Genomic DNA, 13,216 nt, shown 5'->3' on the forward strand with positions numbered 1-13,216 from the left:
AAGGTCATTAGCTGTACAAAAACCCGGGCGCCCGTAGTATCGACAGTTAACAACGGACTGTCAGCAGTTGCCAATAGAACCGAGGACACACCATGGCCGCCACAGCCTCCCTGCTGGGACTGGAGAAGAAGAGCCTTCGCGAACAGGCGCTCGCAGCCTTGCGCACTGCAATCACCAGTGGCGAGCTTGAGCCGGGACGGCACCTGGTGGAGACCGAGCTCTCCGAAATGCTCCAGATCAGCCGGGGCACCCTGCGTGAAGCCCTCCGTCAGCTGGAACAGGAAGGCCTGATCTCCGCCGGACCGCGTGGGCGCATGTCCGTACGGCACTTGGACGTCAAGGAAATCCGGGACATCTTCGCTGTCCGTGGGGTGCTGGAGTCACTGGCCGCCCGGACCCTGAGCGACATGCCGGACAAGGAGCCCGCCCTCGCAGAGTTGCGTGCCGCCGTCGAAAATATGGACAAGGCCGCGAAATCCTCACTTGAGGAGCGCATCGAATCGGACCTCGAATTTCACCGCACGCTGTGCCGGCTGTCCGGAAACGAGACGTTGCTGCATTCGTGGGAGTCGTTGGAAGGCTCCATCCGGATGTCCATCATGTTCGCCGGGTTGGAACGCGCCACGCGCAACATGAGTGTCGGGCGGCATCATGACATTGTTGCAGCGATCGAGACCGGGAACGCTGCGAAGGCACGGGAAACGATCATCGAGCACATGAATGGCGCGGCCGAGAATTTGGTGGGGTAGTTCCTGCCCTAACCCAATTGCGCAACAGCCTGTTGCGCAATTGCCATGGGCGCGGAGACAGTGGTGGTGAGTTCCCGAAGAGTAGTCCTCCCCGGGCATATGGTTGTGAACCATGGCACTGCGTTTGGTTCAAGTGAATTTCAAGGCCCGCGATGATTCAGCTCTCGGGCAATTCTGGGCTGACGCCCTCGGCTGGGGTGTTTCCAGCGAGGGACCCGGTGTCACCAACGTGGAACCACTCGGCTTCACATGGCCCGATCCCACAGCCGTCTGCGTGGACGTGGTCACCGTTCCGGACCCTGAGACGGTGAAGTACCGTGTTCACCTGGACCTTGCCACCACCTCTGCAGCCCACCAGCGCGAGCTTGTCGGGCGCTTGAAGGGACTGGGTGCGACGCTCGCCGACATCGGCCAGGGAGACGTGCCGTGGGTGGTGATGGCTGATCCTGAAGGCAACTTGTTCTGTGTCCTCGAGCCACGGCCGATCTACCAGGACACCGGTCCCATCGCCACGGTGGTAGTCAACTGTGACAATCCCAGGGCCATGGCCGATTTCTGGAGTGAGGCCATGGACTGGACCTTGCACGAGGTAAACGATGAGCATGCGAGGTTGAGGTCGTCCCAAGGCGTGGGCCCCTACCTTGAGCTCCTCAAAACCCCGGACCCGGGCGCCCTGCAAAGCCGTATCCATCTCGACCTGATGCCCTACCCTGGGGACGACCAAACCCCAGAGGTGAAGAGGCTGCACTCCCTTGGGGCCTATGACGCCGACGTTGGTCAAGGGAATGTCCCGTGGAAATGTCTTAGGGACCCTGAGGGAAACGACTTCTGCGTGCTGGCGCCCCGCTAGCGGCCCAGCCCAGCGAGGCCCAAGGCGACTACCGCCCAGCCGCCTTCAGCAAGTGATCCGGCAGTCGGTTGCCCGGCGCCCGTCCCCGAATTTCAAGTAGTTCGCGGGCATGTGCGTGCAGCTTCTTGTCTTCATCAGACACGGGAACCCACTCCGGAATCGGCACGGCCGTACCGGTTTCGTCGCGCGCCACCATCACGGTGAGGCAGTACGTGGTCAGGTTCATCTCGCGGGTCTTGGGGTCGCCTGAACGAACGTGGACCGCGATGTGCATGCCCTTCGCACCGGTGTACACCAGCCGGGCCTCAACTTCCACCACGTGACCGATCAGCAGCGGCCGGTAGAAACGAACGCCGCCGGAAAACACCGCTACTGTGTCCTTCCCGCAGTAACGGGACGCGCAAACGTACGCGGCCTCGTCGATCCACTTCATCACGATGCCACCGTGGACTTTGCCGCCCCAGTTCACATCAGTCGGGGACGCCATGAACCGCAGCGTAACGCGCTCGGCTGTCCCGGCGTCGGTATATTCCTGGGCGTTCATCGCGTTGACGATCTGCTCGCGGACTTCGATGCGTGCCAACGCGTGATCGCGGGCTTCGATCTCGGCAGGAGTGGAAGGCTCGAACTGGGGGACAGGGATCGTGTTGCCGTCGGGCCCGACGGCAACAAAGATCACCATGCACTGGCTGTGCATCGTCTCGGGGCCGCCCTTGGGGTCGTGGGAGCTGACCACTGTGTGGATGTGCATGGAGGAGCGGCCGGTATAGACGATGGTGGACGTCACCTCCACCATGTCGCCGCTGTTCACGGGATCAGTGAAGTGGATGTTGCCCACGTAGGCAGTGACGCAATAGGACTTGGCCCATCCCACGGCCGCTGCATAGGCGGCTTTGTCGACCCACTCAAGGACGGTGCCGGCGTCAACGGATCCGCTATGGCCAACGTCAGTGGGGGCCGCGAGGAAGCGGAGGGTCACGGAATTCGCGGGGGACTCGCTCATGCTCGAAGTTTACTGGCGCCGTGTTTCTGTTACGTGACTAAGACTGAGCCCCCCGGAGCCTTGGACAGAAGCAATTTGCTCTCTAAATGAGAATCAATATCATTTAACGCATGCATCATCACCCAAACCCTGTCACCTTGCCCGCCCGAAAGCGTCGCCTTCACGCAACGCCGCTTGCCGCCGTCGGGCTTTCCGCCCTTCTCCTTACCGCCTGCGCCGCACCCGGCGGTTCTGCCGGCAGCGCGACCGACGCGTCGCCGTCGTCCACTTCGAAGCCCAGCCCTAAAGAGGCAGGCGCGCCGACGCCCCGCCTGGTTTACACGCACGACGGCGGCATAGGAGTCCTCGACGCCGCCTCCCTCGCCGACGTGGGGGGCGCCGAACTGGCGGGCTTCAACCGCCTCAACCCCGCTGGCGATGGTCGGCATGTGTTCGTCTCAACAGGCGACGCCTTCCGCCTCTTCGACGCCGGAGCCTGGTCGGAACCGCACGGGGACCACAGCCACCATTACGTCTCCGAGCCCGCGCTGACCGATTTTGCTTTCGAAGCCGACAAGGCTGGCCACGTGGTGCTGCACGCCGGCAAGACTGTGCTCTTCAGCGATGGATCCGGCAAGGTGGAGAGCTTCGAAAGTTCCGCGCTGGGTGCCGCCGTGGAAGACGGAAAGTTGCCCGCCACCGACGTCTACACCACACCCGAAGCGCATCACGGCGTGGCGGTGGAGCTGGAGGACGGCAAGCTGCTGGTGACGCTCGGCAACGAGGAAAGCCGGTCGGGAATCGCTGTGCTTTCCGCAGGCAAGGGCCAGGACCGTCAGGAAATTGTCCGCAACGAAGACTGCCCCGGCGTCCACGGCGAGGCGGTCGCTGCCGGTGAAGCCGTGGTGGTCGGCTGCGAGAACGGCATGCTCATTTACAAGGATGGCGCCATCACCAAGGTGGCCAGTCCCGATGCCTACGGCCGTTTGGGCAACCAGGCGGGATCGGAAAAATCTCCCGTGATTCTGGGCGATTACAAAGTGGACAAGGCCGCCAAGCCCGAGCGGCCCACCCGGATCTCGCTCGTTAACACTGAGACCGCCGCCCTGCAGCTCGTGGACATCGGCACCAGCTATTCCTTCCGCTCGCTGGGCCGCGGCCCCGCAGGCGAAGCACTGGTACTCGGCACCGATGGCGGCCTCCGGGTGATCGATCCACTCACCGGCGCGGTCACGGCCACCATTCCAGTGGTGGCGCCCTGGGAGGAATCAGCCACCTGGCAGGACCCGCGGCCCACCCTTTTCGTCCAGGGCTCGACGGCGTATGTCACCGAACCGGCGACGCAGTCACTTCACGCTGTGGACCTGAAAACGGGCAAAGTGGCCAAGTCGGTGAAGCTTGAGCACACTCCGAACGAACTCACCGGTGTGACTGGTTAGTTCCTGCCTCACTTCTTGACGGCCGCCAATGCAGCCTTGGCGGTGTCCACGTCGGTGACCAGGGTATCCACCAGTCCTGATTTCAGGGCCGCGATCACAGCTCGTTTCTTGCCGGGCCCGCCTCCGAGGGCCACTTTGAGCGGTACGGAAGCCAGTTGCTGTGTGGTGATGCCGATCATGCGGTCGTCAAGAAGGTGAAGCTCCTTGCCATGGGCGTCCAGGAGGGTGGTTCCGATTTCTGCCGCGACGCCCTGCTCGATCAGTGGGCCGAGCTCGCCCGTCTCGTCCAAAAGGCTGGCCAGGAGCGAACTGTGGGGCCACCCACCCACGGTGAAAACGGCTTTATCCAGTAAGTCCATCCGTTTCAAAGCCTGCCGGACCCCGGGCTGGCTCCGGATGACCTGCGCCGCGACGGGATCAGTCGCTATGACGGGCGAATGAAGCGGAAACATCCGTCCTTGGGCCACCCGGCGCAACTCCATGATGACCTCCAGATTGTCATCGTCCGTCGATGCGACGCCTGTTAGCTGCACCAAGTCGCAATTTGGCGCGGTTTGTATCCGCGCGCAGGTCTCCAGAATGGTCCGGCCGGGGCCCAGCCCCAAGATGTCATCTTCTTCGATGAGCTCCGAGAGGAGCTTCGAGGCGACGGCGGCTATAGCGGCGCGGGCGGCCTTGTCACCCTCAGCTGCCGGGATGCAGACAATGGTCGATTCCAAGCCATAGCAAGCGGCCAGCGCCTTGGAAAGGGTGGCGTCAATGGGGTCGGGGAGTCGTGGGGTGACTTCCACCAGCCCCTGCTCCCGGGCGAACTTCACCATCCGACCAACGGCAAAACGGGAAATCCCCAATTCCTCGGCTATGTCCACTGTTGGCCGGCCGAATTTCAGGTGCTGCATGGCCGCGTAAACGTGGCGCAGCTGCTCTTCCATGCTCAATTCCTTGCTCACCTGAGCATCATAGACCAGGTTGTGAGCGCTCTCATTAGTCTTTCATCTACACCTTGTGGCACCGACGCCGCAGGGTTGCCGCGAGTCCAAGGAGTAGATGATGGAAGTTCAGCGTTTCCGCCCAAGCCGTCGCACCGTGATGCAAATGGCCGTGACTGCAGTAGCCGCTACGGCTACTCTCGCCGCCTGCTCGCCCGGAGGCGGAGCGGATTCCACAGCCGATGTCGATTCGTTCGGCTGGCGGAACTTCGAAGGAAAAAGCCTCAATCTCTTGATGAGCGAGCACCCGCTCTCCGCAGCGATCAAGCCGCAGCTGGGTGACTTTGAGACGAAGACCGGAATCAAGGTCAACCTTGAAACCCTCAGTGAATCCGACTACATGGTGAAGATCCTGACTGAACTCCAGTCGGGCTCCGGTGCCTATGACGTCTTCATGACGTCCCAGCCCATGAACTACCAGTACGCAGCCGCCGGTTGGATCGAGGACCTGCAGCCCTGGGTGGACAACTCCAAGCACACTGCTCCGGACTACGACATCAACGACTTCTTTCCAGCTTTGTTGAGCGCTGAGCGTTGGGATAAGACCAACTTCGGAGGTGCAGGCAAAGGCGGTCTGTGGGCGATCCCGGCGAACGAGGAAGGCTACGCGCTCTTCTATCGCAAGGACATTCTTGAAGCCAACAACGTCGAGGTGCCGCAAACCATCGACCAGCTCATCGCCGCAGCGCAGAAGCTCAACGGGATCGACTTCGGTGGGAAGAAGATCTCCGGCTTCGTCAGCCGCGGCGACAAGACCTACCCCACGCTGAACCCCTTCTCCACCTTCGCCGGAGCCTACGGCGTCAAGGACATCACCGATGGAAAAGCCACTGTCAACTCTCCCGAGGGCATTGAAGCGACCAGCAAGTGGGTGGAGCTGATGAAGACGGCGCCCAAGGCGGCCAGCACCTACACCTGGTACGAGGCACAGCAGGACTTCCTGGCGGGTACTTCGGCGTTCTACATCGACGCCGACCACATGGCTCCGGATTTTGAGAAAAAGGGCAGCGCGATCGCCGGCAAGGTGGGCTACGCCCTGCCGCCCGAGGGTCCCAAAGGCCGCTCCTCCAGCATGTGGCTCTGGTCGCTGGGAATGAACTCGTCGTCGAAAAACAAGGGGGCGGCCTGGCAGTTCATGCAATGGGCCACTTCCAAGGAACTCCTGACCTCCGCCATCGCAGCAGGAAACATGAATCCAACGCGTATGTCGGTGGCCAACAGCCCGGAGATGATCCAAGCCACTGCCAGCTGGGGCGACTACAACAAGACGTGGACTGAAATCCTCTCGAAGTACGCGTCCTGGCCGTATTCGCCGTCGGCCAGTTGGACGAACGCAGGCGACATCTGGGCCACCGCAATCCAGTCCGCCATCTTGGGCCAGGCGTCCGTCGAGGACGCCCTCAATGACGCCGCAAAGAAGATCGACGCCGTTATCAAGTAACCCTGCCGACACTTCCCGCGGTCCTTGGAGGCGTACTGTCGCGCCGGCCGCAGGGCAGAGTTGCATCAACCAAGGGAACCCATGAAACACAAACCTTCTCTTCCCTACCTTTTACTCTTACCCGCCCTGGCGCTGCTGGTGGCGATTCTCTACCCGTTCCTCACCGGGGCGTGGTGGTCGTTCACCTCGTACCGGCTCAACCGGGGCGCGCCCGTGCCCAATTGGGGAGAGAACTTCCTCAATCTCTTCTCAAGCGGGGAGGGCCTGCACGCAATCGGCATCACGCTCGGCTACGCGGTCGTCGTCGTGGTGCTTGAATGCCTGTTCGGCATAGGCCTGGCGATTCTCCTTAACTACGTGGGCCGGATAGGAAACTCTTTTCGGCTGCTGATAGTCCTTCCGTTGCTGCTGCCTCCGGTGGTCGCGGCTCTCATGTGGAAGGTCATGCTGACCGAAAACGGTGTTGTGAACTGGTTGCTGGAGGCGGTGGGGTCCCAGAAGCTGCTCTGGCTGAACGGACCGGACAGCGCCCTCTGGTCCGTTGTCCTTATCGACGTCTGGATCTTCACGCCGTTCGTTGTGCTTCTGGCGCAGGCAGGCCTCAAGAGCGTCCCGAAGGAACTCAGTGAGGCTGCCGCCATGGATGGTGCGGGGCCGGTTCGAAACTTCGTGTCGGTGACATTGCCGATGCTCATGCCCGTCCTGGTAGTCATCATCACTTTCAGGGGCATCGACTCGCTGAAAATGTTCGACATTATCTACACCACCACCAAGGGCGGACCTGTGGATGCGACCACCAATCTGCATGTCATGGCCTACCTGGATGGCATTCGCAACCTGAACTTCGGTGCAGCAATGGCGGCTTTGATTGTCCTCTGGCTTCTTTGCTACCTCATCTCCTTTTTCCTGCTCAAGGCCCGTCGTAAGGAGGCATTTTCATGAGCAGCACAGTTGTCGAGCCTGCGGTACGCACCCAAAGGACTCCGCCGGCGCCTGCCACTTCCCGGCGGGAAAGGTCAAGGAAGCTGCGACGCGCAGCGGCCATCGCCGTCCTGACACTCTGGACCGTGTTCGCATTGGCGCCGATTGTCTGGATTTTGATGATGTCCTTCAAAATGCCGGGCGACATCGTGGTCTATCCGCCGAAGTTCCTGTTCTCTCCAACTTTGGACAACTACGTGAAGGTGCTCAGTGGCAGCGCGTTCATGACACCGTTCGTGAACTCCCTGATCGTGACGCTGGGCTCGCTGGTGCTGACCCTGCTCATTGGTCTGCCGACGGCCTACGCCTTGGCGCGCTTCAAGTTCCGGGGCCGCGAGAACATTGCGTTCAGCATCCTGTCCCTCCGTTTTGCTCCGGAGCTGCTGATCATCCTTCCGCTGTACCTGATCTTCCAGAAGATAGGCTTGTACGACAACTACCTGGGCCTGATCCTGGCTTACCAGCTGGTGACGCTGCCGATGCTCGTGTGGATGCTGCGCTCCTTCATCGAAGATCTCCCTGTCGAACTCGAAGAAGCGGTTGCCATGGACGGCGGAAGTCGCTGGACGGCATTCCGGCACGTGTTGTTCCGGTTGATCGCACCGGGTCTTGGTGCCAGCTTGATGCTTTCCTTCATCTGGGCGTGGAACAGCTACACCTTGCCCCTTGTTCTGAGCGGCAAGAACACCCAGGTAGTCACCACGGGCATCCAGCAGTACATCGCCTACCAATCCATTGACTGGGGTCCGATGGCGGCGGCCACGGTCGTCTCAATGGTCCCTGGCATCCTCTTTGCTCTCTTCTCCTTGCGCTGGATCGTCGGTGGTCTCACTGCCGGCACGGTCAAGGGCTGACCACACCCCACCTCGAAAGGATAAACATGTCAATCCCTGCAACCATGCGCGCCAGCGTCCTGACCTCGCCCAAGACCATAGAACTTCAGGAAGTCGCAGTTCCGGAGCCGCAACCGGGCCAGGTGCTTGTCCGCGTGACGGCGGTGGGGGTCTGCGGTTCGGATACCCATTTTTACGAAACTGGTTCAATCGGCGACATAGTCGTCGAAGGTCCCATCGTGCTGGGGCACGAAACGGCCGGTGAGATTGTCGCCGTCGGGCCTGGCGTCGACAGCAGCCGTGTAGGAACACGGGTGGCGGTTGAACCGCAGACTCCTTGCCGGAAGTGCGATTACTGCAAGACGGGCCGCTATCACCTGTGCCGGGATATTTTGTTTTACGGGGCTTGGCCCGTTGACGGCTCTTTCGCGGAGTACGTAATTGTCGATGACGACTTTGCACATGCCGTTCCGGAGGAAATCTCCGACGAGCAAGCAGCCCTTCTCGAACCGCTGTCCGTGGCCGTCCACGCAGCCCGGCGGGCAGGTGTGAAGGCCGGAGACAAAGTTCTCATCACTGGTGCGGGGCCGATCGGGGTCATGAATGTCCAGGTCGCCAAGGCGTTGGGTGCCAGTGAGGTGGTCATCAGCGACCCGATCGCGCATCGGCGGGACTTTGCCTTGGCCCATGGGGCGGACGTAGCACTGGACCCCACCACAAAAGGTTTGGACGACTATGCAGAGTACTTTGACGTCTACATTGATGCTTCCGGGAACGCACGGGCGATCCTGCCCGCCTTCCCCGCCATCAAACGGGGTGGGACCGCATGTCTGGTGGGGATGGGAGGGGATGAACTCAATGTTCCCATCGCCATGATCCAGCACCGCGAGATCACTCTGACCGGGACGTTTCGGTATGTGAATACCTGGCCCACGGCAATTGCCCTGTTGGCCACGGGAGCTGTGGATGTGGAAGGCATCGTCACAGGGCGCTATGGGCTGGAGGACGTTGAAGAGTCACTGATGAAGGCCAAGAAGGACCCTATGGCGATCAAAACCATGGTCATCCCCGTCCCGCAGACAAAGCGGTAGCAGGACGATCGCTTTGAACCTGATTGACAACAAAAGGGCCATCGAATGGGAAGTCAGCGAGTTTCTCTTCGATATGGATGGAACGCTCCTGGACTCCATCGCGGCGGTGGAGCAGGCGTGGCACGAATGGGCGGAAGAGGAAGGGGTGACCATTCCTGATGGGGAGTCGTTTCACGGACGCACGTCGCGGGACTTGGCTGCGTCATTCGTACCTGAAGAACGGATAACTGCTGCCCTCCTCCGGCTCAGCGAAATTGAGCAGAACCCCCGGGCTCCGGTAACTCCGCTGCCCGGGGCGCTCGAGTTGTTGGCTGCAGTTCCCGGTGACAGGTGCGCGGTGGTGACCTCTGCCGCACGCCTGGTAGCCCAGGCACGGTTGGCCGCCGGGGGAATCACGCCGCCGGCTCTGCTGATAACAGGCGACGATGTTACCCGTGGCAAGCCCGACCCCGAGCCTTACCGTACCGGCACGCGTTGGGCGCGGGACGGCGTGCCGCCTGTCGCTTTTGAAGACACCGTCGCCGGGTTGCGTTCAGCCCGCAGTGCAGGCTGCCTGACGGTCGGCCTTCCGGGTACGGCGACGGCGGCGGAGCTCCAGCCCCATGCCGACGCCGTCGTCACCTCACTGGCCGACGTCGCCGTTGTCGTGGGGACGGACGGAGGTCTTCGGGTGCGCCTGCACGCCCTGGACCCTCTCTCACATCCCACCCTTTAAACGCCGACGCTCTATCACTTCCGCCAAGGGAGTGATAGAGCGTCCGGGTGAAGGGGGTGGGATGTGAGAGAGGGTTCTACGCCAGGACGCCGAGCTTCGAGCCCGGGCGACCAAACAGTGCGGCGTCGGCCGAGAGGCGACCCGCGCCCGCCAGGGCCAGGGCAAGAGCCGCGCCGGCGAAAAGCAGCACGAGCTCGTAGCCCCCGTTGCCAACAAAGATGCCGGCAGGCGCGTGCACCAGGAACAAGGCCCCCAGCATGTCAACTGCAAGGAGTGCCGCGAAAACGCGGGTCAGCAGGCCGAGGATCAGGGCGATGCCGCCCACAAGTTCCAGGGTTGCGACGATCGGGGCTACGACGGAAGCGCCCGGCACGCCCATCTGCGTGAAGGACGCCTGGGTTCCGGCAATGGTGAATTCGTTGAACTTCTGCCAACCGTGCGCGGCGAAGAGAAATCCTGCAATGACGCGCAGGATGGTCAGGGCTGTGGTGGTCAAGCTGGACTTGTTCATGCTTCAACCCTTGCAGGTGATTAGTTGAAGTGTCAACTAATCACAGTGCGCATCCAAGTAATTCCCAGCTACTTACGAGGTTTCGCCTGGAGCCACGGCTGAAGCAACCGGGTGGTCACCGGAAGGAAAATGTACGTCATCAGGGGAGTAAGGATGACGATATTGAGCAGTACCGCAAACACCAGCGGCCAGTTCTGCGTTACCGGGTGCAACAGGAAATTGGCCAGCAGGCTAAGCGGGAAGAACGGCAGGAAGATGCTGATGGCCTGCTTCCAGCGCGGCGGGACGACGGTCTCAGGGACAATGACCGAGACGTCCCCCGGCTGCGAAAACCATCCTTCGATGCCCGTGTGTCGCTCCACGCGGGTGGTCTCCATCATTTCCCTGGCACTGTCGATCCACCAGCGCCTCTCCTCGGAGTCCTCCCAGGCCTGCAGCGACTCTGCGTCGGCGAAGCGGTAGAGCATGTGCCATTCGGTGGAGTCGACGCCGTTGCGGACCCAGCCCGATCCCAGGTAGCCGGGCCACTCGCGCGCGAGTTCCTGCCCCGCGTGGGCCCAGGCGTTGGCCTGGCGGGTGTAGCCCGGGAGGATGGTTCGGGCGACGGAAACGGTGACGGGATGCTCATATGACACGGCCCAAATGTACCCGGCTCCCGGCAGACTAGGCTTGTTTAGTGCCTCAAACCACAATTGCCCCGGCCCGCTCGAACGCGCGCGAAATCCTTCGCCTAGCCGTACCTGCCTTCGGCGCCCTGATTGCCGAGCCGCTGTTCCTCCTGGCCGACTCCGCGATCGTAGGGCACTTGGGAGTGGACCAGTTGGCCGGCGTCGGTCTGGCCTCTACCATCCTGCACACAGCCGTCGGACTTATGGTCTTCCTGGCGTATTCGACGACGCCGGCAGTCGCCCGCGCCATCGGCGACGGGAAGCTGGGCAAGGCTCTGGCGGCAGGGCGCGACGGCGTGTGGCTGGCCATGTTGTTGGGCGTGCTGCTCGCTGTGGCCGGCTTTGTTGCCGCTGAACCCCTTGTTGGTTTGATGGGTGCAACCGGTGACGTGCAGGGCTTTGCCGTCGACTACCTCCGCTGGTCCATGCCCGGCCTGGCGGCGATGCTCCTGGTCTTCGCGGGCACTGGTGTCCTCCGCGGATTGCAGGACACCCGCACCCCCCTTCTTGTGGCGACGGCCGGTTTCGCGCTCAACATAGCCCTCAACTGGTTCCTCGTTTATGGCCTGAACCTGTCCGTAGCGGGTTCGGCCATCGGCACGAGCATCGCCCAGTGGGCCATGGCAGCGGTGTATCTGGTGATGGTGGGCCGCAACGCGCGGCAGCACGGCGTTTCCCTGAAGCCCGACTGGCATGGCATCCGGGCCATGACCAAGGTCGGTTCCTGGCTCATGCTCCGCACGCTGAGCCTCCGCCTGGCAATCCTGGCAACGGTGCTGGTGGTGACGGCACAAGGCGCGGTAAACCTCGCGGCGCATCAGTTGGCCATGACCATTTTCTCCTTCCTTGCCTTTGCCCTTGATGCCTTGGCCATCGCGGCGCAGGCGTTGATCGGCAAGGAGCTGGGAGCCCGCAACGCCCGCAAGGCCCGCGAACTGACGCGCACCATGATCCGCTGGGGTCTGGGATTCGGCGTGATCACGGGAGCGGTGCTGGCCGTCGCGGCTCCCTGGATCGGGTACATCTTCACCTCCGACTCCGGTGTCCGCTCGGCCCTGACTGTGGCGCTGTGGGTACTTGCGGTGGGGCAGCCCATTGCCGGGTACGTCTTCGTCCTGGACGGTGTCCTCATCGGCGCTGGCGACGCGCGCTATCTGGCGATTGCCGGCGTCGTTAATCTGGCGGTCTACTTGCCGCTGCTGGTGGCTATCCACCAATTAAGGCCCGACGGCGAGGCGGGGCTCCTGTGGCTGTGGGCGGCGTTTGCGCTGGGCTACATGCTGGCGCGGGCGGTGACTCTGGGGCTGCGGGCGCGGACCGATCGCTGGATGGTGCTGGGTTCGCACTAAACTGGACGGGTGACTCTTCCAGCGACTCCTGCCCAAACCCCTTCCGCCCTTCCGGCGGGGCCGTGGAAACCGGTCCTGATCCGCGCGACGGTTGCGGTGTTGTTCGGCCTGGTGACGATCTTCTGGAGTTCACCGTCGGTGCATGTGCTGGCGTGGGCCGTCGGCCTGTATCTGCTGGGAACAGCTGCGGCTTTGTGGATCTCCCGTGCGCTGCCTGCGGCCGTGGCCGTGGTGGTCGCCTCGGGCGGCGTGGCCGCTTTAGTCACGCAGTCAGACGAAGGCGTGGCTCTTTCGGCAATGCTCGCGCTGCTGGTGCTCGGGCTCCTGGAATTCATGAAGGGCCTCAAAAAGCGCGATTCCCTGGCCCGCGACTGGCTCATCTCGGGGATCATCTCGGTGGGTACCGCCATTGCGTTGCCGTTCTTCACGTCACTGGGCGCGCATGCGCTTTTGGGCGTATCCGGTGGTGGCGCGATTCTCTCCGGGGTTCTGTGGATGCTCTCCGGCTTGTCGCTGCGGCATGATGTCCGAGTGGGTGCGCGGACCCCTGCGCCCGGCGCTTCTCCGGAGGCCGTAAACTAGTAGTTGGACGTTCTACTCGTTGTAGAACTTTTGCAT

At 62.3% G+C, this 13,216-nt stretch carries 14 protein-coding genes; 10 read left to right on the forward strand and 4 right to left on the reverse strand.

What is annotated here, in order from left to right; translation table 11 throughout:
- The first annotated feature begins 92 nt into the window (after positions 1 to 92).
- Together FDP28_RS08265 and FDP28_RS08270 are read left to right on the forward strand one after the other, a co-directional pair.
- Positions 93 to 749: a GntR family transcriptional regulator gene (locus FDP28_RS08265; protein ID WP_144660418.1), complete on the forward strand. Its 657-nt coding sequence runs from the start codon at positions 93 to 95 to the stop codon at positions 747 to 749.
- Between the two features lie 112 nt (positions 750 to 861).
- Positions 862 to 1,599, forward strand: a complete 738-nt coding sequence (locus tag FDP28_RS08270; protein WP_144660420.1) for a VOC family protein — start codon at positions 862 to 864, stop codon at positions 1,597 to 1,599.
- Positions 1,600 to 1,627: 28 nt separating this feature from the next.
- On the opposite strand, the gene FDP28_RS08275 is transcribed toward FDP28_RS08270, so the two are convergent.
- Positions 1,628 to 2,602: an acyl-CoA thioesterase gene (locus tag FDP28_RS08275; RefSeq protein WP_144660422.1), complete on the reverse strand. Its 975-nt coding sequence runs from the start codon at positions 2,600 to 2,602 to the stop codon at positions 1,628 to 1,630.
- 110 nt (positions 2,603 to 2,712) lie between these two features.
- On the opposite strand from FDP28_RS08275, the gene aztD reads away from it, so the two are divergent.
- A complete protein-coding gene (gene aztD / locus FDP28_RS08280) occupies positions 2,713 to 4,020 on the forward strand; it encodes a zinc metallochaperone AztD (protein WP_222120625.1) in 1,308 nt (435 codons plus the stop codon).
- An 8-nt stretch (positions 4,021 to 4,028) separates the two neighbouring features.
- Here aztD and FDP28_RS08285 read toward each other — a convergent pair whose 3' ends face one another.
- Positions 4,029 to 4,970, reverse strand: a complete 942-nt coding sequence (locus tag FDP28_RS08285; protein ID WP_144660424.1) for a sugar-binding transcriptional regulator — start codon at positions 4,968 to 4,970, stop codon at positions 4,029 to 4,031.
- A 97-nt stretch (positions 4,971 to 5,067) separates the two neighbouring features.
- Between FDP28_RS08285 and FDP28_RS08290 the strand changes: the two genes are divergently transcribed.
- The 5 genes from FDP28_RS08290 (at position 5,068) to FDP28_RS08310 (ending at position 10,070) form a co-directional block, all read left to right on the forward strand.
- Positions 5,068 to 6,450: an ABC transporter substrate-binding protein gene (locus tag FDP28_RS08290; RefSeq protein WP_144660427.1), complete on the forward strand. Its 1,383-nt coding sequence runs from the start codon at positions 5,068 to 5,070 to the stop codon at positions 6,448 to 6,450.
- Positions 6,451 to 6,531: 81 nt separating this feature from the next.
- A complete protein-coding gene (locus tag FDP28_RS08295; protein WP_144660429.1) occupies positions 6,532 to 7,392 on the forward strand; it encodes a carbohydrate ABC transporter permease in 861 nt (286 codons plus the stop codon).
- Positions 7,389 to 8,285, forward strand: coding sequence for a carbohydrate ABC transporter permease (locus FDP28_RS08300; protein WP_144660431.1), 897 nt, complete (start codon positions 7,389 to 7,391; stop codon positions 8,283 to 8,285). Before FDP28_RS08295 ends, FDP28_RS08300 begins: the two co-directional genes overlap by 4 nt.
- A gap of 26 nt (positions 8,286 to 8,311) precedes the next feature.
- Positions 8,312 to 9,355 carry an NAD(P)-dependent alcohol dehydrogenase gene (locus FDP28_RS08305; protein ID WP_144660433.1) on the forward strand — a complete coding sequence of 348 codons (1,044 nt, stop codon included), beginning with the start codon at positions 8,312 to 8,314 and terminating at the stop codon, positions 9,353 to 9,355.
- A gap of 13 nt (positions 9,356 to 9,368) precedes the next feature.
- Entirely contained in the window at positions 9,369 to 10,070 is a 702-nt protein-coding gene (locus tag FDP28_RS08310; RefSeq protein ID WP_222120626.1) for an HAD family hydrolase, read from the forward strand.
- 76 nt (positions 10,071 to 10,146) lie between these two features.
- Here FDP28_RS08310 and FDP28_RS08315 read toward each other — a convergent pair whose 3' ends face one another.
- The gene (locus FDP28_RS08315) at positions 10,147 to 10,581 is read right to left on the reverse strand and encodes a DoxX family protein (protein WP_144660436.1); all 435 of its coding nucleotides are present in this window, start codon (positions 10,579 to 10,581) and stop codon (positions 10,147 to 10,149) included.
- Positions 10,582 to 10,649: 68 nt separating this feature from the next.
- Positions 10,650 to 11,216: an antibiotic biosynthesis monooxygenase gene (locus FDP28_RS08320; RefSeq protein ID WP_144660437.1), complete on the reverse strand. Its 567-nt coding sequence runs from the start codon at positions 11,214 to 11,216 to the stop codon at positions 10,650 to 10,652.
- Positions 11,217 to 11,257: 41 nt separating this feature from the next.
- On the opposite strand from FDP28_RS08320, the gene FDP28_RS08325 reads away from it, so the two are divergent.
- Positions 11,258 to 12,598 (forward strand): MATE family efflux transporter, encoded by a 1,341-nt coding sequence (locus tag FDP28_RS08325; protein WP_144660439.1) that lies wholly within the window; start codon positions 11,258 to 11,260, stop codon positions 12,596 to 12,598.
- A 9-nt stretch (positions 12,599 to 12,607) separates the two neighbouring features.
- Positions 12,608 to 13,180, forward strand: coding sequence for a hypothetical protein (locus FDP28_RS08330; RefSeq protein ID WP_186313558.1), 573 nt, complete (start codon positions 12,608 to 12,610; stop codon positions 13,178 to 13,180).
- Positions 13,181 to 13,216: the final 36 nt, after the last annotated feature.

The organism is Paenarthrobacter nicotinovorans (assembly GCF_007670255.1).
GTDB lineage: Bacteria > Actinomycetota > Actinomycetes > Actinomycetales > Micrococcaceae > Arthrobacter > Arthrobacter nicotinovorans_B.

What these genes read in the sequence shown, in the direction of transcription:
- aztD (WP_222120625.1), top strand. Translation starts at nt 2,713, where the DNA reads ATGCATCATCACCCAAACCCTGTCACCTTGCCCGCCCGAAAGCGTCGC.
- FDP28_RS08265 (WP_144660418.1), top strand. Translation starts at nt 93, where the DNA reads ATGGCCGCCACAGCCTCCCTGCTGGGACTGGAGAAGAAGAGCCTTCGC.
- FDP28_RS08315 (WP_144660436.1), bottom strand. Translation starts at nt 10,581, where the DNA reads ATGAACAAGTCCAGCTTGACCACCACAGCCCTGACCATCCTGCGCGTC.
- FDP28_RS08270 (WP_144660420.1), top strand. Translation starts at nt 862, where the DNA reads ATGGCACTGCGTTTGGTTCAAGTGAATTTCAAGGCCCGCGATGATTCA.
- FDP28_RS08300 (WP_144660431.1), top strand. Translation starts at nt 7,389, where the DNA reads ATGAGCAGCACAGTTGTCGAGCCTGCGGTACGCACCCAAAGGACTCCG.
- FDP28_RS08295 (WP_144660429.1), top strand. Translation starts at nt 6,532, where the DNA reads ATGAAACACAAACCTTCTCTTCCCTACCTTTTACTCTTACCCGCCCTG.
- FDP28_RS08290 (WP_144660427.1), top strand. Translation starts at nt 5,068, where the DNA reads ATGATGGAAGTTCAGCGTTTCCGCCCAAGCCGTCGCACCGTGATGCAA.
- FDP28_RS08305 (WP_144660433.1), top strand. Translation starts at nt 8,312, where the DNA reads ATGTCAATCCCTGCAACCATGCGCGCCAGCGTCCTGACCTCGCCCAAG.
- FDP28_RS08275 (WP_144660422.1), bottom strand. Translation starts at nt 2,602, where the DNA reads ATGAGCGAGTCCCCCGCGAATTCCGTGACCCTCCGCTTCCTCGCGGCC.